The sequence below is a fragment of the Kribbella sp. NPDC050470 genome (genome assembly GCF_044458365.1).
Lineage (GTDB): Bacteria > Actinomycetota > Actinomycetes > Propionibacteriales > Kribbellaceae > Kribbella.
Window position 1 is genome coordinate 114,694 of sequence record NZ_JBITHV010000007.1, and the last position, 25,131, is coordinate 139,824.

Sequence of the window (25,131 nt, forward strand, 5' to 3'; positions counted from 1 at the left end):
GTGCCCGGCTCCCACAAGCGCCCCGGCGCAGGCGCCGCCGCGCTCACTGCTGAGCCGGATTCTGGGCCGGCCGGGTCATCGACAGTACGTCGAGCGCCGCGTCCAGCTGCTCCTCGGTGAGGTCACCCTTCTCGACATGACCGTTCTCGATGACGACCTCACGGATCGTCTTGCCTTGCTTGAGCGCGCTCTTGGCGACCGCGGCGGCGTTCTCGTAGCCGATGTAGCGGTTGAGCGGGGTGACGATCGACGGTGACGACTCGGCCAGCGCGCGGGCGTGCTCGACGTTCGCGGTGATGCCGTCGACGCAGCGGTCGGCGAGCAGCCGGGAGGAGTTCGCCAGCAGGGTGATCGACTCGAGCAGGTTGCGGGCGATCACCGGGAGCATCACGTTCAGCTCGAAGTTGCCGCCGGCGCCGGCCACAGTGATCGCGGTGTCGTTGCCGATCACCTGGGCGGCGACCATCAGGGTCGCCTCGCAGATCACCGGGTTCACCTTGCCCGGCATGATGCTCGACCCCGGTTGCAGGTCGGGCAGCTGGATCTCGCCGAGCCCGGCCCGCGGCCCGGAGCCCATCCAGCGCAGGTCGTTGCAGATCTTGGTCAGGCTGACCGCGACCGTCTTGAGCTGGCCGGACAGCTCGACCAGGCCGTCCCGCGCGCCCTGCGCCTCGAAGTGGTCCTCGGCCTCGCGCAGCTCCAGGCCGGTACGCCGGTTCAGCTCGGTGATCACCTTCGCGGCGAACCCCGGCGGGGTGTTGATCCCGGTGCCGACCGCAGTACCGCCCAGAGGCAGCTCGGTGACCCGGGGCAGCGTCGCGCGGACCCGGTCGGCGCCGCGACGGATCTGCTGGGCGTAGCCGTCGAACTCCTGGCCGAGCGTGACCGGCGTCGCGTCCATCAGGTGCGTACGGCCGGACTTCACCACCGCGGCGAACTCGGATCCCTTACGGGACAGGGATTCCACCAGGTGCTCGAGCGCCGGCAGCAGGTCCTGGACGACGCCGGCGGTCGCGGCGACGTGGATCGCGGACGGGAAGGTGTCGTTGCTGGACTGGGAGGCGTTGACGTGGTCGTTCGGGTGCACCTCGGCGCCGAGCTCGCGGGAGGCGAGGGTGGCGAGCACCTCGTTGGTGTTCATGTTCGTCGACGTCCCGGAGCCGGTCTGGAACACGTCGATCGGGAACTCCGCGTCGTACTCCCCCGCGGCCACCTTGTCCGCGGCGGCGACGATCGCGTCGGCCTGCGCCCGGTCGACGACGCCGAGCTCGGCGTTCACCACCGCGGCCGAGGCCTTGATCTGGGCGAGCGCGTGCACGAGCGCGGGCTCCAGCGGCCGGCCGGAGATCGGGAAGTTCTCCACCGCACGCTGGGTCTGCGCCCGCCACAACGCGTCCCGAGGCACCTTGACCTCGCCCATCGTGTCGTGCTCGATCCGGAACTCCACGTTGTCACCCATACCTGCAGCGTACGTCGCTCGTCACTGTCGGCAGCCCTGGTAGACGTAGTAGGTCTCGGCCCGTCCTTGCAGCCGCACCGGGACCGGCTTCACCTCGCACGCACCGAAAACTGACGCGACAACATCCTCCAGGGCGGCCGACTCGGACGACGACCAGACGGTCAGCACGCCGCCGGCTCGAAGCTTCGACCTGCACGTGGTGACGAACGGCGAGGCGTAAATGGCCGAGTTCTCGTTGTAGACAAGGAAGTCCGGGCCGTTGTCCACATCCAGCAGGATGGCATCCAGCGAGGCATCCTCGGCCTCGGCAACCACATCCCGTACGTCGCCGACCACGACACCCACCCGTGGATCGTCCAGCACCGACGGCACCAGGCCGGAGCGCATCCACGAGACCAACTCGGGCTCGATCTCGGCGACCACCACCTGGCCGAGCCGCGGGTCGGCCAGCAGCGCTCGCACGGTGTAGCCGAGCCCCAGACCGCCCACGAGCACGCGGTCAGGACGCCGTACCGAGGCCAGGGCCGCCGACGCCAGCAGCTCCTCGCTGGAGGTCTCCACGTCGTCCATCACGAAGACGCCGTTCACCCGCAGCTCCAGCGCACCGTCGTCGCGGTGACGGAGGACGAGCTCACCCCGCTCACTGCTCCCCCGCGCGATCTCCAGCACCCGGTCATCTTCTCAGTAGCGCACCTTGTACCGCAGATGGGTGACGTTCGCGCTGGGTACGACGGCAGTCCGCTCCAGCTGGAACTGCCGGCCGATGCCGTCGAACAACCGGGTGCCCGACTTCAGCAGGACAGGGACCAGATGCAGCTGGATCTCGTCCAGCAACCCCGCGGCAAGGCACTGCTGAGCGGTGCTCGCGCCGTGTACGCCGACGACCTTGTCGCCCGCCGCCTTCTTCGCCTGCTCGACCGCCGACTCGATCCCGTCGGTGACGAACGTGAACACCTGCGGCGCCCGTACCGTCTCCGGCGCCGGAGCCTGGTGAGTCGCGACGAAGCACGGGATCTGCCCGGCCGGGCCGCCGTCGCCCCAGCCACCGTCGCCCTCGGCGAGGTCGTAGGAGCGCCGGCCCATCAGGATCGCGCCGACGTTGGCCGCCATGCCGTCGAGGACCTCGGTGTCCTCCGGGGCCGGCTCCCACAGCCAGCGGTGCAGGATGTCGCCGCCGGTGCCGAGCTGGTGCTCCCGGGTGACGTCCGGGCCGGTGACGAATCCGTCCAGCGACATCGAGATGCCCGAGATGACGAGTGCCATGATGACTCCTTCGCAGAGGTGGTTGCCTACCTCTCGAAGCCTGCCGCGCACCCGGCCCCCGGCGCTTCCGTGCTCACCACGGAAGCGGCACGGAAAACGGTCAGTACCAGCCCTTGGCCTGCGAGTGCGCCCAGGCGGAGCAGGGGGAGCCGTAGCGGTTGTCGATGTAGTCGAGGCCCCACTTGATCTGGGTGATCGGGTTGGTCCGCCAGTCGGAGCCGTACGCCGCCATCCGGTTCCCGGGGAGCGCCTGCGGAATGCCGTACGCGCTGGAGGTCGGGTTGTCGGCGTCGACCTGCCAGCGCGACTCCTTGTTCCACAGCTTCTCGAGGCAGCCGAACTGGCTCTCGCTCCAGCCGTGGTCGGACAGCAGGTTGCGGGCGACCTCCTTGGGCGTGCCCTCGTACTTCTCGCGCTCGGCGTCGCGGCTGGCGCGCTCCTCGCGGGAGTTCTGGCTGGTCTTCTGCAGCGCCTCGTACCGCTTCAGCGCCGCGTTCTTGGCGGCCTGCTTGGCGTCGGCCTGGTCCTGCGCGAGCTTCCGGGCCTGCTCGACGGCCTCGAGCTGGTTGCGCAGCTTGGAGACTTCCTTCGCCTGCTCCTCGGCGCTCTGCGGCTTTTCGGACGGGGTTGCGGCAGCGCGGGCCCGCTCGCTGTTCAGAACGGCCATCTCGGCGCGTCCGGAGACCTGCTCTGCGGCCTGGCTGCTCCCGGGGGAGCTGAAGAGGTCGATACCGGCGACAACGGAGACGACGGCGATCCCTGTCACTGAGAGAGCCGCGACGGAGCGCTTCGCTTTCATCTGTCCTTCCGAGAAAACCCGACCCCCGTCGGCTGGCAACAGGAACATACTCTGGCCTAAACGGACCGTGATCACAAGCAGGTCACAAACAGCGGTGCGGCCGCCTGATGGCGACCGCACCGAAGTCTTACCTTGCTTTTACAGATTCCTATTACCTAACAGTAGGAATGCTCCTTACAGCTGCAAGTCGTCCAGCATCTCCGTCACGAGCGCGGCGATCGGGGAGCGCTCCGAGCGGGTCAGCGTGACGTGCGCGAACAGCGGGTGGCCCTTCAGTTGCTCGACCACCGCGACCACGCCGTCGTGCCGGCCGACCCGCAGGTTGTCCCGCTGGGCGACGTCGTGGGTGAGCACCACCCGCGAGTTCGCGCCGACCCGGGACAGCACGGTCAGCAGCACGTTGCGCTCCAGCGACTGTGCCTCGTCCACGATCACGAACGCGTCGTGCAGCGACCGGCCGCGGATGTGGGTCAGCGGCAACACCTCGAGCATGCCGCGGTCGATCACCTCGTCGATCACGTCACCGCTGGTCAGCGCGCCGAGCGTGTCGTACACGGCCTGGGCCCACGGCTGCATCTTCTCGGACTCGGTGCCGGGTAGGTAGCCGAGCTCCTGGCCGCCGACCGCGAACAGCGGCCGGAATACCACGACCTTCTTGTGCTGCCGCCGTTCCATCACCGACTCCAGGCCCGCGCACAGCGCGAGCGCGGACTTGCCGGTGCCGGCCCGGCCGCCGAGCGAGATGATCCCGACGTCCGGGTCCAGCAGCAGGTCGAGCGCGACCCGCTGCTCCGCCGACCGCCCGCGGATCCCGAACGCCTCCCGGTCGCCGCGGACCAGCCGGATCCGCTTGTCCGGCATCACCCGGCCGAGTGCGCTGCCCCGCTCGGACAGCAGCACCAGCCCGGTGTGGGTCGGGAACTCACCGGCCTGCGGGAGCTCCAGCACGCTGTTCTCGTACAGGTCGTCGACGTCCTGCGTGCCGACCTCGAGCTCGCTCATCCCGGTCCAGCCGGACTCCAGGGTCAGCTCGGCGCGGTACTCCTCGGCCATCAGGCCGCAGGCCGACGCCTTGACCCGCATCGGCAGGTCCTTCGAGACCAGCGTGACGTCCTTGCCCTCGGCCTTGAAGTTGCAGGCCACGGCCAGGATCCGGCTGTCGTTGTCGCCGAGCCGGAAACCGGCCGGCAGGCTCTCGGGGTCGGTGTGGTTCAGCTCGACCCGGAGGGTTCCACCCTTCTCCCCCACTGGCAGGGGCGCGTCCAGACGTCCGTGCAGGATCCGGAGCTCGTCCAGCAGCCGCAGCGCGGTGCGTGCGAAGTAGCCGAGTTCCGGGTGATGCCGTTTGCCCTCCAATTCGGTGACGACGACCACCGGGACGACCACCTCGTGCTCGTCGAACCGCATCATCGCGTGCGGGTCGGACAGGAGCACCGAGGTGTCCAGCACGAAGGTGCGCTGGGCCGGTGTGGATGAGGTACTTGACGCCTTGGCGTGGGTGGCAGCCATGTCGCACGTCCTCTCGGGCCGCGACGTGCACCACGCCCGGCCCACCAGTGGTTAAGTGATGGACCGGGAGCTGGCCCCGGGATCTGGTGCAGACCCCGTCCGCTGCGCCGCACGAGCGACAACGGGAACCAGTGAGATCGAGACCTGGGGTCTCGGGCACTCCGTTCTGCCCCTCATGGGGCAACCGGCTGGCGAACGACTCTCAAGCTGATCGGGCCTCCCGGACAGCCGGCTTCCCCTCCGACCGTCACTTAGGAGGGTAGATCTGCCACCCAAACGGCGCAGCCCGACACGCCCGTCCGCGGGGTTAACGGCGTGTTACACCTTGCTCCACCCAGACGGGGGAGCCCGATCACCCTCCGGAGTGATCCGGTACGGCGCTGTCCCGGCGACGCTGGCGGCATGCGTAAAAACTGGCCGGAACTGACCGGATATGCGACCGCGGTGTGGTCCTTCGCGTACGGCGTACTGGGCGTCTACTGGTCACTCGGCGGAGCGGCGTACCCGTTTGCGAAAGTGGCCGATAACCGGGCGACCGGCTCGATTCTGGAAGGGTCCTCGGCCGAGATCGTGGCCCCGATCATGGCCGCTGTCGGGCTGGGCGGCGCCGTACTCGCGCTGGTGATGACCAGGCGGCGGGGACGAGGCTGGGTGCTGCAGACGATCGCGGCCGTCCTCGCGGTCGGCCTCGCGCTCGTGATCCCCGACTACACGCTGGTCGCGCTCCTCGCGCTCTCCCCCGCCCTCGTGGTCTTCGCGTTCACCGGCGTCCCGGGCCCGCAGGACCTCGGCGACGTCCTCTACTGGCACCGGCTGAACCTGGTGATCCTGTTCGTCGGCGGCCTGCTCTGGGCCGCGACTGCGATCGCCTACCACCGCCGCAGCCGCGACGCCTGTGTGTCCTGCGGCCGCAGCGATCACGGCGACAAGCGCTGGACCACACCTGAGTCCGCACTTCGCTGGGGACGCTGGGCCGTCGCGGTCTCCGTCGTGGCGAACCTGCCCTACGAGTTCACCCGAGTGGCCTGGTACTTCGGCTGGCCGCTGGGCATCCCCGAAGAGTTCCACCAGATGATGGTCGACACCCCGGGGATGCTGGAGATGGGCCTCGGGCTGGCGGTGATGGGCATCACCGGCGGCATCCTCACCCACGGCCTGGTCCGGCCCTGGGGCGAGGTCTACCCGCGCTGGATCTGGTTCAAGGCGGGCAAGCGGGTGCCACCGCTCCTCGCGATCATCCCCGCCTCGCTGGTAGCCGTCGTACTGATCCCGGCGGGCCTGATGAACGCCCAGCTCCAGACGGACGGCGACGCCTGGGCGGTGAACCTCCCGGGCGTCCTCTGGGTGCTCTGGGGAGCAGGCCTGGGTACGGCGACCTATGCCTACTACCTGCGACGGCGTACGGAGTGCCGCCGCTGTGGACGCGGGGTCACGTCCCGAAGCGGCGCTCTCGCTGCGCGTAGCTCCGAATCGCCCGCAGGAAGTCGACGTGCCGGAAGTCCGGCCAGAGCGCCTCGCAGAAGTAGAACTCGCTCAGCGCGCTCTGCCACAGCAGGAACCCGCCCAGCCGCTGCTCCCCCGACGTCCGGATGACCAGGTCCGGGTCCGGCTGGCCCTTGGTGTACAGGTGCCCGGCGATGTGCTCGACGTCGACGCGCTCGGCGAGCTCCTCGATCGAGATGCCCTTCGCGGCCTCCTCGAGCAGCAGCGAGCGGACCGCGTCGGCGAGCTCGCGGCGGCCGCCGTACCCGACCGCGACGTTGACCAGCATGCCCTCGACGCCCTGGGTGGCCGTCTCGGCCGCCTTGAGCGCCTCGGCGGTGGCGCCGGGCAGCAGGTCGAGCGCGCCGACCGGGTGGATCCGCCAGCGGCCGATCGCGGTGAGCTCCTCGACCGTCTGCTCGATGATCCGCAGCAGCGGCTCCAGCTCGTCGGCCGGCCGGCTCAGGTTGTCGGTGGACAGCATCCAGACGGTGACCACCTTGACGCCGACGTCGTCGCACCAGTCGAGGAACTCGGTGATCTTGTTCGCCCCGGCCTCGTGACCGCGCGACACCGGGTCGCCGGCCGCCCGGGCCCAGCGCCGGTTGCCGTCGATGATGACGCCGATGTGCCGCGGGATCCGGTCCGGCGAAAGGGACCGGCGGACCCGACGCTCGTACAGCGTGTACAGGGCGTCGCGCAGCTTCTGCTTGCCAGGTGTCCGCATGGGCAGGTTGCTCTCCTCGAAGACTCTCGGCCACAACGCTAGCCCAGAATCGCCGCCGTTGAGAGGGCTCCAGCGAGCTCCCGGCGAACTCGCGGACCCGCCGAACTTTCGCGAGAGTTCGTGCGTCGGACACGCGAGGGGAGGTGTGCGCGCCCGTGATCTCGCCTACATTTCATCCTTATGGACCAGTGAACTTACGGTTCCGTAGGTTACGGTTGCGTAGGTACAGAACCGCCCGGCACCCCTCGAAAGGACGGCGATGACCGCTAGCAGCACCCAGCCCCAGGAACTCGGTCATACGCTCTCCGGGCGGCTCGGACCGCTCAAACCCAAGCTCCGCGGCTGGCTGCACGCCGGCACCTTCCCGTTCGCCACCGCCGCCGGCATCGTGCTGATCTGCCTGGCCCCGGACGCGGGCGCCCGCTGGGCGGCGGCGGTCTACACGATGGGCGCGATGCTGCTGTTCGGCATCTCCGCGCTGTACCACCGGTTCTACTGGGGACCGACCGGTGAGGCGATCCTGCGCCGGCTCGACCACAGCAACATCTTCCTGCTGATCGCCGGCACCTACACGCCGCTCGGCATGATGCTGCTGGACGGCAAGGACCGGTTGCTGCTGCTCAGCATGGTCTGGGGCGGCGCGCTGCTCGGCATCCTGTTCCGGATCTTCTGGGTGGGCGCCCCGCGCTGGCTCTACACCCCGATCTACCTGGCGCTGGGCTGGGTGGCGATCTTCTGGATGGGCGACTTCTACCACTTCGGCGGCGCCGCGGTGGTCACCCTGATCGCGGTCGGTGGCGGTCTGTACTCGATCGGCGCCGTCGTGTACGGCACCAAGCGGCCGAACCCGTCTCCGCTGTGGTTCGGCTTCCACGAGATCTTCCACGCCTTCACCGTGGCCGCGTTCGTCTGCCACTACATCGCGGTGAGCATCGCGACGTACCAGGCGTGATTTCCCGGACTCCGTGCCAGCCCTGAAGACTGGCTGAAGATCCTCCCGCACGATGGGCAGTAGCCATCGTTTGGGGGGACACGAATGATCACCGCACTGGAACCACTCGGCCGCGACGCGCTGGCCCGGGATGATTTCACCGCTCTGGTCCGGACCATCACCGGGCACCCGGAAGCCGACCCCGGCGACGTCCGGGTCGAGCCGGTCGACTACCTGATCGGCACACCGAGCACCGAGGCCCTGCTCCGCGTCTTCGGTACGGCGTCACTGCCGACCGGATCGCCGGAGACGTACGAGGTCGGCTGGTCCTGCTTCGTCAAGAAGCTCCAGTCGGTCCGGCACTGGCCGCTCCTGCACGTCGTGCCCGAGCAGTACCGGGAGATCTTCATCCAGAACCTGCCCTGGCAGCTGGAGATCGCCGTCCATCGCAGCGGCGTCGCAGACCTGCTGCCCGCGGGGATGCGCCTGCCCAAGGCCTACCGGATCGACCTGTACGACGACGACCGCGGCACCGTGTGGATGGAGAACGTCGTCCAGGAGCCGGGCCCGTGGCCGCTGGAGCGGTTCGAGCGCGCGGCCTACCTGCTCGGACGGCTGTCCGCCCGCCGCCAGCCGCATCTCGTCGAGCCGCTGCTCCCGCGCGGCGGCGACTTCAACCGGCCCGGCTACGCACTGCGCTACTACACCAACGGACGGGTGATGATGAGCGCGCTGCCGGCCATCGCCGATCCGGAGACCTGGCGGCATCCGTTGCTCGCCGCGGCCGTCTGCCACCTCGGCGACCACCGGCTGCGTGACGACCTGCTCGACCTGGGTGCCCGGCTACCCGCCGTACTGGATGCTCTGGACGCGTTGCCGCAGTGTTACCAGCACGGAGACGCGAGTCCGCAGAATCTCCTGGTTCCACAGGGGAAGCCGGACGAGTTCGTGGTGATCGACTGGGGGTTCGACTGTCCGCAGGCGGTCGGGTTCGACCTCGGGCAGCTGCTGGTCGGGCTCGCGCACGCAGGTGAACTGGCGCCCGATGCGCTGCCGGTCGTGCACAAGACGATCCTCAGGGCGTTCATGGCCGGCCTGGCCGAGGACGGGATGACGGTGACCGAGGAGCAGGTGCTGTACGGCTACCTGGGGTCGCTGCTCGCCCGGGCGACGTTCACCGCGCTGCCGCTGGAGGCGATCACCCAGCCCGGCGACGAGGTCACGCAGGCGATGTTCGAGGAGCGCGTGCTGCTGACGCGGTCACTGGTGGATCTGGTCTCCACGGTGGTGTGAACGGTGGTGTGACGACAACATCTCAGTCCTGTCACAGCTGCAACGAATGCCGCCGCTGCGGGTATCCATGGTGCGTGAGGAACCTCAGCAGATACGCAGCCGCGGCCACAGTCGGCGCCGTCGCCGGACTCGTCCTGGCCGGGTGCGGGAACGAGTCCGACGGCGGCACGGGCGGTACCCCGTCCAGCCCGCCCACACCGACGATGCCGACGGTGACCCAGTCGACGCCGGTCGGTGCCGCTTTGCCCCTCGTCGTCACCCGGACCGGCGGCTTCGCCGGGTTCGACGACAAGGTGGTGATCGACACCGACGGTGTCGCGACGGTGAGCGCACGCGGCAAGGAGACGGTCCGCTGCCAGTTGGACAAGGCCCTGCTGACGCGGATCACCACGGCCGCCGAGCAAGTCGACTGGGCCAGCCTCCCGGTAGTCAAGCCGACGGTCCGCTACCCCGACGACATGATCCTCGCCGTCACCGCCAACGGGAAGACCGCCCGGCTCGAGGAGCCGAAGGTGAAGCCGCTGGCGGCCCCGGTGAGCACCCTGCTCACCGAAGCCACCATCCCACCGGGCAAACTCTGCAAGCCGATCTGATCAGCCGGTGGTGACCGCGACGTCGTCGATGACGAAGCTGGTCTGCAGGGAGGAGTCCTCCTGTCCGAGGAAGCGGACCGTGACCGTCTTTCCCTTGTAGGCAAGGACGTTCAGGGTCTTCTGGACGTACGACGTGCTCTTGTTCAGGTTCGAGTACGTCGCCAGCGTGGTGGTCGTGGATCCGTCGACCACCTGCACCTTGACCGTGTCGTACACCGTGGAACTCGTCGTCTCCGCGGTGTCGATCCGGATCCACAGCGACAGCGACGCGGCGGTCGCCGACGCCGGGATCGTCACCGACTGGCCGACGTTCTCGGTCGTCGTCCGGCCGTTGCCCTGCAGCCACGCCTTCCAGCTGCCGCCGTGCGCCGGACGCCCGGCGTTGTTGGTGATCACACCGGTGGTGCCGGTCCAGTTCACCGCGCCGGACTCGAAGCCCGGGTTCAGCAGCAGGTTGTCACCGGTCGGCGGCGGGCCTTCGCTGTAGTCCTTCTGGGCGTAGTTCCAGACCATGTGGCCGATGGCGTCGATCTGCCGGTCCAGCGAGGTCAGGTCGAGGTTGTTGATGGTGTCGCAGGACCGGTGGTAGCACGGGTCGAAGGCCTGACCCGCGGTACCGCCCCACTTGGCGGCCTGGGCGGACGTCTTCGTCCCCTCGGCGCCGGAGAAGGTGCCTGCGGTCGGGATGCCGAGCGACCGGAACGCGGCGTGGTCGGACCGGCCCTGGATATCGATGAACTCGGTCTGGACGTTCTTGCCGGCGAAGAACGCGACCAGGTCGTCCCGGGCGCCGTCGCCGGCCGGGTTGTCGTCGTACACGAAGTAGCCCGGGTTCGGCGACCCGATCATGTCGAAGTTCAGGTAGAGCTCGATCTTCGCGCGCTCGGTGGCGGACAGGTTGTTGACGTAGTACCGGGAGCCGACCAGGCCGAGCTCCTCGGCGCCCCAGAAGCCGAACCGCAGCCGGTTCCTGGGCGTCTGGCCACTGGCAGCGTAAGCGAGGGCGGTTTCGAGTACGCCGGCGCTGCCCGTTCCGTTGTCGTTGATGCCCGGACCGGAACTGACCGAGTCCAGGTGCGAGCCGGTCATCACGACGTGGTTCGCGTCGCCGTGCGGCCACTCGGCGATCACGTTGTACGACGTGCCCGCCGAGGTGGAGAAGGACTGCAGGGTGGTGGTGTAGCCGGCCGCGTCGAGCTTGGCCTTCACCCAGTCGGCGGAGGCCTTGTAGCCGGGGCGGCCGTTGTAGCGGTTGCCGCCGTTGTTCGTGGCGATCGACTGGAACTGGTCGAGGTGCGCCTTGGCGTTGGTGACCGAGATGTCGGGGGACTCGACCGCGCCGGCGACGTTGCCGGGGGCAAGCATCGCGGCAGCCAGCACAGCGATGCCGGCGCCGTAGTACAGGGACTTTCGCATGGGGGCGATCTCCTTTGGCCTCAATCAAAGAAGATCCGGGGCGCGCGAGCCTGGGCGGAGGCCGCGCGCCCCGGACGGGTGTCACCGACGGTGGATCAGCCCGCCGTCAGCGAAGTGTCGTCGACCACGAAGCTGGTCTGCAGCGACGAGTCCTCGTTCATCAGGAACTTCACCGAGACCGTCTTGCCCTTGTAAGCGGTCACGTTGAAGGACTTCTGCGTGTAGGTGGTGTTCTTGTTCAGGTTCGAGTACGTCGCCAGCGTCGTCGTGGTCGAACCGTCGACGATCTGGATCCTGGCGGTGTCGTACACCGTCGAGGTGGTGGTCTCGGAGGTGTCGATCCGGATCCAGAACGAGAGCGTCGCGCTGGTGGCCGACGCCGGGATGGCGACGGACTGCGAGATGTTCTCGGTCGAGGTGGTGCCGTTGCCACCCAGCCACAGCTTCCAGCTGCCGGTGCGCGCCGGACGGCCGGTGTTGTTGGTGATCGGGCCGGCGGTGCCGGTCCAGTTCACCGCGCCGGACTCGAAGCCCGGGTTCAGCAGCAGGTTGCTGCCGGTGGGCGGCGGCTCGGTGCCACCGCCACAGACGGCCGCGCCGGCCGGGACCGAGATGCCGTTGAACGCGGCCTCGATGCCCTTGCACTGGGTCGAGTCGGCGCCGTACAGCTCCTTGGCCGAGTTGATCGCGCCTTCGCGGGCGTCCTTGTAGGTGCTGCCCGAGCTGAGCTTGGTGCTCAGCGTGCGGTACCAGACCTTCGCGGCGACGTCGCGGCCGACACCGGCGATGGTGGCGCCGTTGCAGGCGGTGCTGCTGTGCGTCACGCCGCCGATCACCTTGCTGCCGGTGCCCTCGGAGGCCAGGTAGAACCAGTGGTTCAGCGGGCCCGAGGAGTAGTGCGGGTCCATGCCACCGGTGCTGGTCGACCAGCAGTCCACGCTGCGGCCGTCCTTCGACGGCTTGTCCATGTAGCGCAGCGGGGTGCCGTTGCCGTTGATGTTGATCTTCTCGCCGATCAGGTAGTCACCCGGGTCGGACGTGTTGTTGGCGGAGAACTCGGTCGCGGTGCCGAAGATGTCCGAGGTGGACTCGTTCAGGCCGCCCGCGTCGCCGAAGTAGTTCAGGTTCGCGGTCGCCTCGGTGACACCGTGGCTCATCTCGTGACCGGCGACGTCGATGCTGGTCAGCGGGCGCTGGTTGCTGGCGCCGTCGCCGTACGTCATCTGAGTGCCGTCCCAGAACGCGTTCACGTAGGCATTGCCGTAATGCACCCGGGAGCGGGAGCCCTGGCCGTTGTTCCAGATGCCGTTCCGGCCGTGGACGTTCTTGTAGTAGTCCCAGGTGAGCTGGGCGCCGTAGTGCGCGTCCACACCGGCGGTTTGGCGGTTCGACGTGGCGCCGTTGCCCCAGGTGTCGTCCGGGTCGGTGAACGTCGTGCCGTTGCCGGAGGTGGCGCCGTTGAGGTCGGTGGTCCAGTTGCCACCGCGACTCGGGTCGGTCATCGAGTAGCTGCCCGAGGTGCCGATGCTGACGGTGCCGGAGTACAACGAGTTGCCGGTGCCGGTCTTGATCTCGTCGGACTGCGCCAGTACGGCGCCGGTCTTGGCGTCGATGTAGGAGTGCAGCACGGACGGGGTCTGGTCCGCCTGCACGCCGGTGGTGACGACGTCGTAGGCGAGCACGGGCTTGGTCTCGGTGACGAACACGACCAGCGAGCCTTTGTTGCCGGTGGCCTTGAACTTGGCGGTCTTCGCGGCGGTGCTCAACGCGGCCGACTGGGACAGAGTCGGCTTGGTCGCGACACCGACGGACTTCGCGCCGCGGTTGTAGGTCACCTTCCCGATCGTCTCGCCCTTGCGCTTGACGATCAGGTCACCGCCGACGACCGGCAGGCCGTTGTAGGTGCGCTCGTACCGGACGTACTCGGTGCCGTCCGGGTCCTTCACCACGTCACGGACCTTGAGCGCCTCACCGCTCGCGAGTCCGAGGGCTGCGGCCGTCTGCGCGGTCAGCGCCTGTTCGGCCTGAACTGCGGCCGGCTGGTTGAAGCCGGACGCGGGGAGCGGAGCCGCACGATCAGCGGCTCCCGCGGGTGAGCCGGCAAGCGTCGCCCCGGCAAGTCCTGCTGCCGCGACGATGGCCACCGCCCCTGCTGATGTCAGTCGTTTCAAGACAACATCTCCTCACGGTGTGGTCGCTGTTTGGGCGCAGCGACCAATTCAGTTGGGGACGCCGGATGTCTGACCCATCAGTGCCACTGCCTCGTTTGTGACACTGCGTGTCAGGACATGCGAGATCTGTTACATCCGACTGAGGGAGGACTCTCGTCCCCGGACGGCCCGGAGTCAAGGGATTCCCGCGAAACCGCAGGGAAAACCCGCACTGCCCTCGTTGTCAGCGGGCGGGGGTCAACTCCCGGCGAAGGTCTTCCGGCAACACGATCGGGAGCCGGCAGGTGAACTTCTGACACACGTACGCGGCCGGCTTGCCGTCGATCAGGCCGCGGCCCTCCATCAGCGGTACGGCGAGGCCGGGGTCGCCGTGGACGATCGCCGTCCCCCAGGGTGCGGTGGTCAGCGCGGTCCGGAGCAGGTCGGCCGAGCTACCCGTGATCGCGATCTCGAGGGGGCCGGAGGCAATCGTCTCGGCGACCGCGAGCGCCCGGCCGGCGAACCGTGGTGCGCGGGCGGCGATCGTCGTGGAGGCCTGCAAGGCCTGCTGGGCGGCGGTTTCGTACCGGACTGATCCGGTCAGGCCGGCCAGCGTCGTGAAGGCCTCGGCGGCGAGGCTCACGCCGGACGGGCTGGCGTTGTCGGTCGGGTCCTGCGGACGCCAGACCAGCTCCTCGGCGTCGGCCGCGGTGTCGTAGTAGGAGCCGTCGGCAACGAACTGCTCGAGGACCCGGTCGAGCAGGTCTTGCGCAGTCTCGAACCACGTCACGTCGCCGGTGACACCCAACAGCGTGAGACAGGCCTGGGCGTACGCCGCATAGTCCTCGAGGACACCGTGGGCGGTGCCGCGGACGCCGTCCCGCGAGGTCCGGTGCAGTCGCCCGGACTCGTCGAGGTGGACGTCCCGGACCAATCTGGCCGCGTCTGCTGCCGCTTCGACGTACTCGGGCTTCTCGAAGACGACGCCGGCCCGGGCGAGCGCGGTGATCGCGAGGCCGTTCCAGGCGGCGACCACCTTGTCGTCGCGGCCCGGGTATGTGCGGGTGCTGCGTGCCTCGCGCAGGGTGGCGCGGATGCGGTGCCAGCGGTCGGGGTCGTCGGGGTCCTGACGGAGTTGGAGGACCGAGGAGCCGTGCTCGAAGGTGCCGGTGACGTCGCAGAGGTCGATGACCCACTTCGCGTCGTCGTCAGGCAGGGCTTGATGAAGTTGCTCCGGCGTCCAGACGTAGTACTTGCCTTCTTCCCCTTCTGTATCCGCGTCCAGGGCCGAGGCGAAACCGCCTTCGTCGGTGCGGAGCTCAGCGAGCAGGAAGCCGGCGGTCTCCTCGGCGATCCGGCGGGCCAGCGGGTCGGCGCCGATCGTCCACCAGTATGTGTAGACGTCGAGCAGCAGGGCGTTGTCGTAGAGCATCTTCTCGAAGTGCGGCACGATCCACTGGCCGTCGACCGAGTACCGCGCGAACCCGCCGGCGAGCTGGTCGTACATGCCGCCGCGGGCCATCCGGCCGCAGGTCTGCGCGACCATCGCGAGCGCGTCCTCGGAGCCGGTCCGGCGGTGGTGGCGCAGCAGGAAGTCGAGCACCATCGACGGCGGGAACTTCGGCGCCGCCCCGAACCCGGCATCCACCGGATCGAAGTCGATCTTCAGCAACGCGGCGGCCCGGTCGAGGTCGATCGTCTCGCCCGGTTGATGCTGCTGGGCGCCGAGCTGCTCGACCACGCGCCGGCCGATCCCGTCGATCTGGTCGCGCTTGGTCCGCCAGGCGTCGACGAGTGACTCGAGCACCTGCCGGAAGGACGCCATACCGCTGCGTGGCTCGTCCGGGAAGTACGTGCCGCAGAAGAACGGCTCGGCGTCCGGGGTCAGGAACACCGACATCGGCCACCCGCCGTGCCCGGTCATCGCGACCGTCGCGGACATGTAGATCGCGTCCACGTCCGGACGCTCCTCACGATCCACCTTGATGCTGACGAAGTGCTCGTTCAGGTACGCCGCCGTCGCCTCGTCCTCGAACGACTCGTGCGCCATCACGTGACACCAGTGACAGGCCGAGTACCCGACCGACAGGAACACCGGCACGTCCCGCTCCCGCGCCTCCGCGAACGCCGCGTCCGACCACTCCCGCCAGGCCACCGGATTGTCCTTGTGCTGCAGGAGGTACGGCGATGTCGCGTTCACCAGGCGGTTCACCACTACGACCGTCTCCCATCACCTGCGCGGGCGTTCCGTGTCACCCCACTACAACACATCCCGCCGCGTACCCCGGTTTCACCCCGTCCGGATGAGTCCGGTCCCGGACCGGCCGTCCTAGCGTGGATGTCCGGAGGTGGCGACATGACGACGTCCACGGAACGCACAGCCATCCCCTTCACCCGGGACGACTACGCCGCACGCATGCGTCGGGTGGTGGACGACGCCGCCGGGGTGGGACTCGCCGGCGTGATCGTCGCGCCCGGACCGGACCTGGTCTGGCTGACCGGCTACCAGCCGACGGCGATCACGGAGCGGCTCACGATGCTGGTGCTGTCCGCCGATCGCGAGCCCACGCTGGTGGTGCCGACGCTCGAGCGACCCGACGCGGAGTCGGCCGAAGGCGCCGGCGCCCTCACCATGATCGACTGGACCGACGGATCCGACCCCTACCCGCTGACCGGGAGCCTGCTGGCGGCCGACGGCTCCTTCGGGATCTCGGACTCTGCCTGGGCCATGCACCTGCTCGGGCTGCAGCGGGCGAGACCGAAGACGACGTACCACGCGTTGAGCCAGGCCATGCCGATGATGCGTGCGGTCAAGGACGCCAACGAGCTCGGCCGGCTGGCCGCGGCGGGCGCGGCGGCGGACGCGACGTACCAGGAGATCGTTCAGGCCCGCTTCGCGGGCCGGCGCGAGACCGAGGTGGCGGCCGATCTGGCCCGGCTGCTGCGCGAGTTCGGCCACGAACAGGTCGACTTCACCGTGGTCGGTTCCGGTCCCAACGGCGCCAATCCGCACCATGAGGCAGGCGAGCGGGTGATCCAGCCCGGAGACGCGGTCGTGCTCGACTTCGGCGGCCTGATGTTCGGGTACGGTTCCGACACCACGCGGACGGTCTGCGTCGGCGAACCGAGCGCCGAAGTACAGAAGGTGCACGACATCGTCAGGGCCGCACAGCAGGCGGGGTTCGAGGCCGTCCGGCCGGGGGTGCCGTGCCAGGACATCGACCGCGCTGCCCGGGCCGTCATCACCGACGCCGGCTACGGAGAACAGTTCATCCATCGCACCGGCCATGGGATCGGAGTCACCACCCACGAGCCGCCGTACATGATCGAGGGTGAGGAGCAGCCGCTCGAGCCGGGCATGTGCTTCTCCATCGAGCCCGGGATCTATCTCGCCGGCCGCTTCGGGGTCCGGATCGAGGACATCGTGACAGTCACCCAGGACGCCGGACGGCGGTTCAACAACACCGACCACCACCTCCGGGTCGTCGAGTAGCAGCTTCACGAGTGAGACAGCCCGTCTCATTCTCATCCGCAGCGGATGAACCGCCTGTGACCGCTGGTTCCTAGCCTGTGACCAGTACCAGCGCTGCATCGTGACCGAGGGGGACGATGATGGTTGGTGTTCGATCAGTTCGAGTGTGGTTGCCATGAGCTCGGCAGACGTCCCGGTCGTGCCGCCCGCGGCAGCCGAAACTGCCAAGGCAAAGGTCCCCGCCACCGCGTGGATCTCCTGGGTCGCGCTGGCGATGATGACGACCAGTTCGGTCGCCAGCCTGAGAGCCGCACCGACCATGGCCGTCTACGGCCTGGCCTGTGTCTTCCTGTACCTGCTCCCCGCCCTCGTGTTCCTGCTGCCCACGTCGCTCGTGTCCGCGGAGCTGGCGTCCGGGTGGACCGGTGGCGTCTACCGATGGGTCTCCGAAGGCCTGTCCAAACCGCTGGGATTCCTGGCGGTCTGGTGCCAGTTCGCGATGACGATCTTCTACTACCCGAGCCTCCTCGGGTTCGTCGCGAGCACCCTCGCGTACGTGTTCAACCCCGACCTGGCCAGCAGCGGCGTCTGGACCGCGGCGGTGATCATGGTCACCTACTGGACCGGTGTCTGGGTCTCGTCCCGGGGTACGAAGGGCGTGGCCGGCCTGGCCAGCGGCGGCCTGATCATCGGGACCCTGGTCCCGGGCACCGTCCTGGTCACCCTCGGCATCGTTTTCCTTGGCCAGGGCAACGAGTCCGCTGCGCCGATGACCGCCGACAACATCTTCCCGGCCTGGGCAGGGCTCGCGAGCCTCGTGCTGATCGTGAACAACTTCCTGTCCTACTCCGGCATGGAGATGAACGCAGTCCACGTGTCGTCCCTGCGGAAGCCGGCTACGGAGTTCCCGAAGGCGATCTTCCTCGCGATGGGCCTGGTGCTCGCGATCTTCATCCTGCCCGCGCTGGCGATCAGCTGGATCGTCCCGGCCGAGCAACTGTCCCTGACCGCCGGCGTGATGCAGGCCTTCGACGCGGTCTTCGCGAACTTCGGCTGGCAGTGGCTGACGCCGATCGTCGGCATCATGCTGGTGACCGCATCGCTCGGCGGCATGCTGACCTGGCTGGCCGGCCCGTCCAAGGGCCTGCTGCTGATCTCCCGGCAGGAGGGCTACCTGCCGCCGTACCTGCAGAAGCTCAACAAGAACGGTGTGCAGCAGAACATCCTCGTCGTCCAGGGCGCGATCACCACCGTGATCGCACTGCTCTACGCCTTCATCCCCGACGTCTCGAGCGCGTACTGGATCTTCTCGGTGATCACCACGCAGGTGTACCTGATCATGTACCTGCTGATGTTCGTCGCCGCGATCCAGCTCCGGCGCAAGCAGCCCGACCACCCGCGGGGTTACCGAGCACCGATGCTCATCGGGATGTGCGGTGTGGGCTTCGCCGCCTCGCTGGCCGCACTCTTGGTCGGGTTCGTCCCGCCGTCGCAGTTCGAGTCCGGCAACTCGCTCCTGTACGTCGTGTTCGTCGCCGTCGGCGCGCTCGGCCTCGGCCTGCTGGTGCCGTACCTGTTCCTCAAGCTGCGGAAGCCGACGTGGAAGCAGCCGGAGACCACGGAGGTGACGGAGTCATGAGCACCTCGGCGGAGACCCAGACCGGCCGCGAACGCAAGACGATCTACATCGTCGTCGCAGTGGTCCTCGTGGTCCTGCTGGTCATCGGCTGGATCGCCTACAGCAACACGAAGTACACCCAGGAGGCGGAGCAGAAGGCCGACCAGCTCATCGCGGCACTGAAGGCCGAGGGGGTGGAGCGGACTCCGACGCGCGACCAGCTCGTCTACGTTCTCGGCACCGAGGGCGGCGCGACCTGCAGCAACCCGAACGACGCGCTCAGCAAGGGAATCCTGCTGTCGCTGCTGTCCAACGGCGCGGCCGGGCCGGGGCTCCGGCCCGTGATCGCGGACAGCCGGGTCGTCCAGGGCCAGCTGCTGATCATCGAGATCTACTGCCCGGAGGAACTGCAGGAGTTCCAGGAGTTCGTCAACGATCTCAAGACCGACGACGTCGCGGGGTGAGTGACCGTGGAACTGCGAACCCGAATCGCGGAGCTGATGCCGCAGGCGCGGGCCGAGCTCACCGAGCTCGTCGCGATCAGGTCCGTCGCGGACCCGCGCCAGTTCCCGCCCGAGGAGTGCGAGCGCGCCGCGACCTGGGTGCTGGACAAGTTCAGGGAGCTGGGTTTCTCCGACGCGGCGCTGCGCGAGACGGCCGACGGCAGTCGCGCTGTGGTCGGGGCCCGGCCGTGCTCTGACCCGAGCGCTCCGACAGTGCTGCTGTACGCCCACTACGACGTCCAGCCACCACTCGACGAGGCTGCCTGGCGCACGCCGCCGTTCGAGCTGACCGAGCAGGACGGCCGCTGGTTCGGCCGCGGGACCGCAGACTGCAAGGGCAACATCGTCATGCACCTCGCCGCGCTTCGTGCGCTCGGTGCCGAGGTGCCGGTGAACCTGAAGCTCGTGGTCGAAGGGTCCGAGGAACAAGGGACCGGCGGCCTCGAGTCGTTCGTGCCGGACCACGCCGAGCTGCTCCGCGCGGACGCGATTCTGGTCTGTGACACCGGCAATGCGGCCGTCGGCCGGCCCGCGGCCACAGTGAGCCTGCGCGGCATGGTGAACGTCGTGGTGACAGTGGAGGCGCTCAGCTCCGAACTGCACTCCGGCATGTTCGGTGGTGCAGCGCCGGACGCACTCGCGGCGCTGATCGCGATGCTGGCCGGCCTGCGCGACGAGCAGGGCAACACCACGATCAAAGGGCTCGACAGCAGCCAGACCTGGTCGGGCGAGCCGTATCCGTCCGACCAGTTCCGCCGGGACGCGATGGTGATGGACGGCGTCTCCCTGTCGGGCAGCGGCACTGTCTCGGACATGCTGTGGGCGCGTCCGGCGGTGACCGTCCTGGGCATCGACTGCCCACCGGTCGTCGGGTCGGCGGCCGCGATCGTACCGAAGACGGCGGCGCGGCTGAACCTGCGGATACCGCCAGGGGTGAGCCCGGACGAGGCCGCGACCAGCCTGATCGACCAGCTTCAGGCAGCCGCCCCCTTGGGTGTCCACGTCGGCACCCGGATCGAGGCGGAAGGGGCCCCGTTCAAGGCCGAGATCGACGGGCCGGCCTACCGTGCGATGGCGTCGGCGATGCAGGACGCGTACGGAACGCCGATGACCACGCTGGGCCAGGGCGGGTCCATCCCGCTGTGCAACGTGTTCGCGGACACCTATCCCGAGGCCGAAATCGTCATGATCGGCGTGGAGGAGCCGATGGCCCTCATCCACGCGCCGAACGAAAGCGTCGACCCGAACGAGATCGCGGCGATGGCACTGACCGAGGCGCTCTTCCTTCAGCGCTACGCGATCCGCTAGACGGTCTGGGAGAGGGCTACCGACAGGCCCAGGGTGAGGGCCATGATCACGAGCTCGAAGCCGACCACCCGCCAGAACGGGTGGCCGCGCTCGAGCAGGTTGTCGTGCGCCCGGCTGCGGCGGACCGCGCTGGCGATGATCAGGATCAGGAAGGCGGCGACCTTCGCCAGCAGCAGGGCGCCGTACGAGTCCTCGGTGAGGGCGTCGGGCACCGACTCCCAGCCGCCGCCCTTCGCCGCGAGCCGGCCGGCGCCGCTGAGCAGGCCACTCAGGAGTACGGCGATCGACGAGATCAGCGCCACCTGGTTGAACCGCTCGAGCACTAGCGACAGTCCGCCGCGGCTGGCCCGGCCGTAGCGGACCAAGCCGGCGAGTCCGCCGATCCAGCTCGTCGCCGCGATGACGTGGATGGCCAGGGCCGCTCCGGCGATGACGACGTACGACTCGTTCCTCGGGTACGCCGTGACCGCGGTCGGGACGAGCGCCGTGATCGCGACGACCACGCCGAGACCGGCCGCCGCCGAGGTCTGGACGCGGCGGATGCCGACCGCCAGCGCCACCACGAGGATGCCGGTGATCAGCAGCGCCTTCACCTCCGGGACGCCGAGCGCGTCGTCCAGCCGGAGCCGGAGCAGGTCGACCGGGGTGTCGAGCAGGATCGCGGCGGTGACGATCGCACCGGCGAACGTCGTACCCGCCCAGATGATCGCCGAGTTGCTGGCGTCCCGCACCGCCCGGCGGCCTTGGACACCGAGCGATCCGCCCTCGATCCGGAGCAGTATGACGGCCGCCAGCAGAGCACCCGCACATCCGACGGTCGCGAGCGTGGAGACCAGTCGCAGCAGCGGCAGCAGCCAGTTGACGAGCTGGCCGGGACCACCGATGCCGCCGACGTCCCGCGGTTCGCTGCCGGCCGCGTACAGGGCAACCGCCAATGCGAACGAGGCCACCAGAACAGCGCTCGCGCCACCCATGAGCAGCCGGCCGGGCATGCGGTGCCGGGCAGAGCGGGTCGCGGTCACAAGGCGTCCCCGCCCTCGGCACGATTCAGCACGCGAGTCACTATAGGGTCAGCCGAAGGTGGGCTGCCCAGTCCGACACCATCTCGTGATGGAGCGGTGCGGACTCAGGGTCGATTCAGCGCCGGCTCAGCGCTGCTCGAGTGCTGCTTCAGGGCTTCGAGTGCGCGTTGCTGTCACTGTCCGTCGACGGCTTCGTCGCCGCCGTCGGTTCCGTCGGCTCGGCATCGCCGGCCGGGGCCGCTGAGCTGTCCGTGCTCACTGGGCCGTCGGACGGTGCTTGGTCGCGCGCAAAATCGCGGTCGAAGTCGATCTTCTTCAACTGCTTGCCCATGTTGCGCACCAGCAGCGCCGTGGCGGCACCGAGCGCGAGCACGATCAGCAGCGCGACCCAGCCGGGGCGCACCGAGTTCGGATCGATCTCGGCCGCCGGAAGGAAAGTCATCGCTGTCACGCCACCAGTCTCTCACTGTCTACGCCCGCCGTCAGCGCAGCCCCGCGAACAGGTCGTCTTCGGGAAGTTCGGAGTCGATCAGGCTCCGGGCCAGCTCGTAGTCCTCGGTCGGCCACGCCTCCTGGTGCACCTCCAGCGGTACGGCGAACCACGCGCCGTCCGGGTCGATCTGGGTGGCGTGGGCGAGCAGCGCCTTGTCCCGGACGGCGAAGTACTCCGCGCACTCGACCCGGGTGGTGATCCGGCGCTCGTTCTCCGGGTCCGGCTTCCAGTCCTTGAGGCGCTCGGCGTACGGCGACTCCAGGCCGCGCGCGACCATCCCGTCGTGCAACGCCTTCATCCGCTCGTAGTGGAACGTGTGGTGGTAGTACAGCTTCAGCGGCTGCCACGGCTCGCCGAGCTCCGGGTAGGCGTCCTTGTCGCCGGCCGCCTCGAACGCGGCGACGGTGATCTGGTGGCACATCACGTGATCCGGGTGCGGGTAGCCGCCGTTCTCGTCGTACGTCGTGACGACCTGCGGGCGGAACTCGCGGATCAGCTTCACCAGCGGCGCGGCCGCGTCCTCCACCTTGCGCGCGGCGAAGCAGCCCTCCGGCAGCGGCGGCAGCGGGTCGCCCTCCGGGAAGCCGGAGTCCACCCAGCCCAGCCACTCCTGCCGGATGCCGAGGATTGCCCGGGCCGCGTCCATCTCCCGGCGGCGGATCTCGGTGATGTTCTCCAGCACCTCCGGCCGGTCCATCTTCGGATTCAGGATCGATCCACGTTCGCCGCCGGTACACGTGGCGACCAGGACCTCCACGCCTTCCGCCACGTACCGAGCCGTCGAAGCGGCCCCCTTGCTCGACTCGTCATCTGGGTGGGCATGCACATGCAGCAACCGAAGCTCTCCACTCACAAGACACAATGGTCCTCCAACCCCACCCCACCCCCACGACCGACCCCTGGATAACCCGTGACCGACCCAACACCCCCCGACCACACCACCCCCACCCCACCCACACCCGAAGCGCCCCCCTCAGCCACCGGGAGTGGGTCTGGCTCGACTCCAACCTCGGCCGGAGGGGTGAGCAACGGGGCAGCGGCCGGGTCGGCCGCATCGAAGATGAGCGCAGCGGGCGACGACCTGGATGCGAGGTACGGGCGGAGCGGGCGGTCGAAGAAACCGGTGGTGATCGGCGTGGCCGCCGTGATCGCCGCGATCGGCCTGACCTGGCTCATCTGGGCGGCGTTCGTACAGTCGACCCCACCCGTGACCTCCCGCCTGCTCGGCTTCGAGATCACCTCACCGACCTCCGCGAAGGCGACGATTCAGGTCGACCGCACCGAGTCCACGGAAGCCACCTGCCGCCTGCAAGCCAAGGCCGCCGACTTCTCCATCGTCGGCGAACTGACCGTCACAGTCCCCGCCGACTCCCCCCGCAAGCAAACCCTCCCGGCCACCCTGACCACCCAACGCGCAGCCACCTCAGTAGTCCTCATCGGCTGCACCACCCCCGACAACCCCCGCCCCCACTGAGCCAGAAGCCGGGCCCGCACCGGCCCGGCGTACTTCGTGAGGGCGAGTGTCAGGCCGGGCCGTCGTACTTCTTGAGGGCTGCGACGAGGGCGGCCTCGGTGACCTTCAGGTGCTTCCGGATCACCTGCTCGCGGACGGCCGGATCGTCGTCGCCGCGAGCGAGGTCGGCATACAAGGCGTTGACGGTGGCCAGGCCGTACTTCTCCACCAGGTACTCGACGATGATCCAGCTCACCCCGTAGCTGTTCTCGTCGTACTCGCCGTGGAAGACGCCGTCGATCGGGAGGACCGTGAGCCGGGGTATCTCCTCGCGCAGCAACTCACGGCGGTGAGCGTCGACCCCTCGCCGGTAGCCGCTCCGCTCGGCGAGTCGTAGCTCGCCGTACTCTGCGTACCCTTCCACCAGCCAGGTCGGCGCACCGTTCCCGAGCGACGCCATCGCCGCGTGCGTGAACTCGTGGGCGAGCAGCAACCGGTCGGCCTCGCGGCGTTCGCCGGGGTTGATCACCACGCGGCTGCCGGTGACCATGAACTCGGTGGCCTCCGGATTCGCCGGGCTGAAGTTGTGCGCGGCGACGGCAGCAGCAGGATGCCCGCCGGTCCGCCACCCGGGATCCATCGACTGACGGTCGGCCAGCGCGATCACCAAAATCCCCGCCGGTGCGCGCCGGGTGACGGAACGCACCCCCGGCATGGCCGCTTGTGACTCTCTCGCCAGCCGTTCACCGTTGCGGCGTTCGGCCGCCGGGACGATGACCAGTACGCCGGGCTTCCGGGCGACCGCGATAGCGCCGAGGTCCCAGGGTTCGCGGTAGCCGCCGCTGAGTTCGCTCTCGATGCCAAGGTCGTCGTCGGCCACCAACAGCCACTGGCCGCCACGTTCGGCGAAGGTGTGGCCGAGCGAGACCGCGCGCGGAGACGAGTCGATGCCGGCGATCTGCACCAGCATGAGGACACGGACTGTCCGGGCGCTCGGGCCGTGCTGCGCCCGCGGCTCCGGAGCCCATCTGGCGTCCCGCTGGAAGCTGAGGTGACGAACGCCGATCATCCGCAGGTTGGCGAACACCTGCTGGTGACTCTGCCGCAACTTCCGGTTCTTCGGGTCGACAGCCTGGAGGTACTGCGGCAGGCGGCCGGAGAGCACCGCCGACGCGCGTGCCTTCAGGACCGCGTCGATGCCGGCCAGCATCCGTTCCTCGTCCGAGGGTTCGGACGTTGTCACGGTCGGCGTGCCTGCCGCCGCGCTGGCCTCTCCACCGGCGTCCTGCCGCCCCACGACACCCCAGATCACCGCTGCCGCCACGACCGCGAGCACGACGACGCCCGCGATCCACAGCAGCGGCCCCCGCCCCCGCTTCCGGTTCACCGGCTCGACGCCGACCGGCTCCACATCCATGTCCATCCCCCACCTACCTGCCTGCCGGGTGCAGCCAGGCCGGCAAAGACTACGCCGTACCGGGGAAAACGCCCAGGTCAGACGTGAAGCCGGGGCCGACGGCAATCGGTTGCCGCCGGAAGTGTTCACGATGTGGGATAGACCATTTGGTAAGTGATTTCCCAGCGGTTGAGGCCGCAAAGAACTGTGGGGTTCCGCGCCGTAACTTGCTACGCTCAGTGGA

21 protein-coding genes are annotated in these 25,131 nt (G+C 68.8%); 8 read left to right on the forward strand and 13 right to left on the reverse strand.

The annotated features are described in order from the left end of the window. Positions 1-43: 43 nt before the first annotated feature. From ACIBGM_RS21555 to ACIBGM_RS21580, 6 genes are all read right to left on the reverse strand, one after another. Entirely contained in the window at positions 44-1,459 is a 1,416-nt protein-coding gene (locus tag ACIBGM_RS21555; protein ID WP_396386564.1) for a class II fumarate hydratase, read from the reverse strand. Positions 1,460-1,480: 21 nt separating this feature from the next. Beyond that, positions 1,481-2,128, reverse strand: coding sequence for a hypothetical protein (locus ACIBGM_RS21560; RefSeq protein WP_396386565.1), 648 nt, complete (start codon positions 2,126-2,128; stop codon positions 1,481-1,483). A 12-nt stretch (positions 2,129-2,140) separates the two neighbouring features. Then, complete coding sequence (locus tag ACIBGM_RS21565; RefSeq protein WP_360526060.1) at positions 2,141-2,722, reverse strand: dihydrofolate reductase family protein; 582 nt, start codon at positions 2,720-2,722, stop codon at positions 2,141-2,143. A gap of 100 nt (positions 2,723-2,822) precedes the next feature. Then, a complete protein-coding gene (locus ACIBGM_RS21570) occupies positions 2,823-3,521 on the reverse strand; it encodes a hypothetical protein (RefSeq protein WP_360526062.1) in 699 nt (232 codons plus the stop codon). Positions 3,522-3,695: 174 nt separating this feature from the next. Further along, the gene (locus tag ACIBGM_RS21575; RefSeq protein ID WP_396355637.1) at positions 3,696-5,030 is read right to left on the reverse strand and encodes a PhoH family protein; all 1,335 of its coding nucleotides are present in this window, start codon (positions 5,028-5,030) and stop codon (positions 3,696-3,698) included. Positions 5,031-6,459: 1,429 nt separating this feature from the next. Next, a complete protein-coding gene (locus ACIBGM_RS21580) occupies positions 6,460-7,239 on the reverse strand; it encodes an isoprenyl transferase (RefSeq protein WP_360526068.1) in 780 nt (259 codons plus the stop codon). A gap of 259 nt (positions 7,240-7,498) precedes the next feature. Here ACIBGM_RS21580 and ACIBGM_RS21585 point away from each other — a divergent pair, with 259 nt between their 5' ends. The 3 genes from ACIBGM_RS21585 to ACIBGM_RS21595 all read left to right on the forward strand — a co-directional run bounded on the left by ACIBGM_RS21585 (position 7,499) and on the right by ACIBGM_RS21595 (position 10,056). Further along, the gene (locus ACIBGM_RS21585; RefSeq protein WP_360526071.1) at positions 7,499-8,191 is read left to right on the forward strand and encodes a hemolysin III family protein; all 693 of its coding nucleotides are present in this window, start codon (positions 7,499-7,501) and stop codon (positions 8,189-8,191) included. An 84-nt stretch (positions 8,192-8,275) separates the two neighbouring features. Further along, complete coding sequence (locus tag ACIBGM_RS21590) at positions 8,276-9,463, forward strand: phosphotransferase (RefSeq protein WP_396386566.1); 1,188 nt, start codon at positions 8,276-8,278, stop codon at positions 9,461-9,463. 74 nt (positions 9,464-9,537) lie between these two features. Beyond that, positions 9,538-10,056, forward strand: a complete 519-nt coding sequence (locus ACIBGM_RS21595; RefSeq protein ID WP_360526076.1) for a hypothetical protein — start codon at positions 9,538-9,540, stop codon at positions 10,054-10,056. Here the strand turns inward: ACIBGM_RS21595 and ACIBGM_RS21600 are convergent, their stop codons facing one another. From ACIBGM_RS21600 to ACIBGM_RS21610, 3 genes are all read right to left on the reverse strand, one after another. Next, positions 10,057-11,472 carry a M20/M25/M40 family metallo-hydrolase gene (locus tag ACIBGM_RS21600; protein WP_396386567.1) on the reverse strand — a complete coding sequence of 472 codons (1,416 nt, stop codon included), beginning with the start codon at positions 11,470-11,472 and terminating at the stop codon, positions 10,057-10,059. Between the two features lie 95 nt (positions 11,473-11,567). After that, positions 11,568-13,616, reverse strand: coding sequence for a M4 family metallopeptidase (locus ACIBGM_RS21605; RefSeq protein WP_396386568.1), 2,049 nt, complete (start codon positions 13,614-13,616; stop codon positions 11,568-11,570). Positions 13,617-13,866: 250 nt separating this feature from the next. After that, positions 13,867-15,834: a thioredoxin domain-containing protein gene (locus tag ACIBGM_RS21610; protein ID WP_396386569.1), complete on the reverse strand. Its 1,968-nt coding sequence runs from the start codon at positions 15,832-15,834 to the stop codon at positions 13,867-13,869. Positions 15,835-15,978: 144 nt separating this feature from the next. Here ACIBGM_RS21610 and ACIBGM_RS21615 point away from each other — a divergent pair, with 144 nt between their 5' ends. From ACIBGM_RS21615 to ACIBGM_RS21630, 4 genes are all read left to right on the forward strand, one after another. Continuing rightward, positions 15,979-17,115, forward strand: coding sequence for a M24 family metallopeptidase (locus ACIBGM_RS21615; protein ID WP_396386570.1), 1,137 nt, complete (start codon positions 15,979-15,981; stop codon positions 17,113-17,115). A 154-nt stretch (positions 17,116-17,269) separates the two neighbouring features. Then, positions 17,270-18,733 (forward strand): APC family permease, encoded by a 1,464-nt coding sequence (locus ACIBGM_RS21620; protein ID WP_396386571.1) that lies wholly within the window; start codon positions 17,270-17,272, stop codon positions 18,731-18,733. After that, positions 18,730-19,176: a hypothetical protein gene (locus tag ACIBGM_RS21625; protein ID WP_396386572.1), complete on the forward strand. Its 447-nt coding sequence runs from the start codon at positions 18,730-18,732 to the stop codon at positions 19,174-19,176. Before ACIBGM_RS21620 ends, ACIBGM_RS21625 begins: the two co-directional genes overlap by 4 nt. A 6-nt stretch (positions 19,177-19,182) precedes the next feature. Next, positions 19,183-20,523: a dipeptidase gene (locus ACIBGM_RS21630; RefSeq protein ID WP_396386573.1), complete on the forward strand. Its 1,341-nt coding sequence runs from the start codon at positions 19,183-19,185 to the stop codon at positions 20,521-20,523. Here the strand turns inward: ACIBGM_RS21630 and ACIBGM_RS21635 are convergent. From ACIBGM_RS21635 to mca, 3 genes are all read right to left on the reverse strand, one after another. After that, positions 20,520-21,545: a CopD family protein gene (locus ACIBGM_RS21635; RefSeq protein WP_396386574.1), complete on the reverse strand. Its 1,026-nt coding sequence runs from the start codon at positions 21,543-21,545 to the stop codon at positions 20,520-20,522. The two genes, ACIBGM_RS21630 and ACIBGM_RS21635, sit on opposite strands and share 4 nt — an antisense overlap. A 148-nt stretch (positions 21,546-21,693) precedes the next feature. After that, positions 21,694-21,996, reverse strand: coding sequence for a hypothetical protein (locus ACIBGM_RS21640; protein WP_360526103.1), 303 nt, complete (start codon positions 21,994-21,996; stop codon positions 21,694-21,696). 31 nt (positions 21,997-22,027) lie between these two features. Further along, positions 22,028-22,891, reverse strand: coding sequence for a mycothiol conjugate amidase Mca (gene mca, locus ACIBGM_RS21645; protein ID WP_360526106.1), 864 nt, complete (start codon positions 22,889-22,891; stop codon positions 22,028-22,030). A gap of 168 nt (positions 22,892-23,059) precedes the next feature. Between mca and ACIBGM_RS21650 the strand changes: the two genes are divergently transcribed. Continuing rightward, positions 23,060-23,512: a DUF4307 domain-containing protein gene (locus ACIBGM_RS21650; protein WP_396386575.1), complete on the forward strand. Its 453-nt coding sequence runs from the start codon at positions 23,060-23,062 to the stop codon at positions 23,510-23,512. A 49-nt stretch (positions 23,513-23,561) separates the two neighbouring features. Here the strand turns inward: ACIBGM_RS21650 and ACIBGM_RS21655 are convergent, their stop codons facing one another. Continuing rightward, complete coding sequence (locus tag ACIBGM_RS21655; RefSeq protein ID WP_396386576.1) at positions 23,562-24,914, reverse strand: hypothetical protein; 1,353 nt, start codon at positions 24,912-24,914, stop codon at positions 23,562-23,564. Between the last annotated feature and the right edge of the window lie 217 nt (positions 24,915-25,131).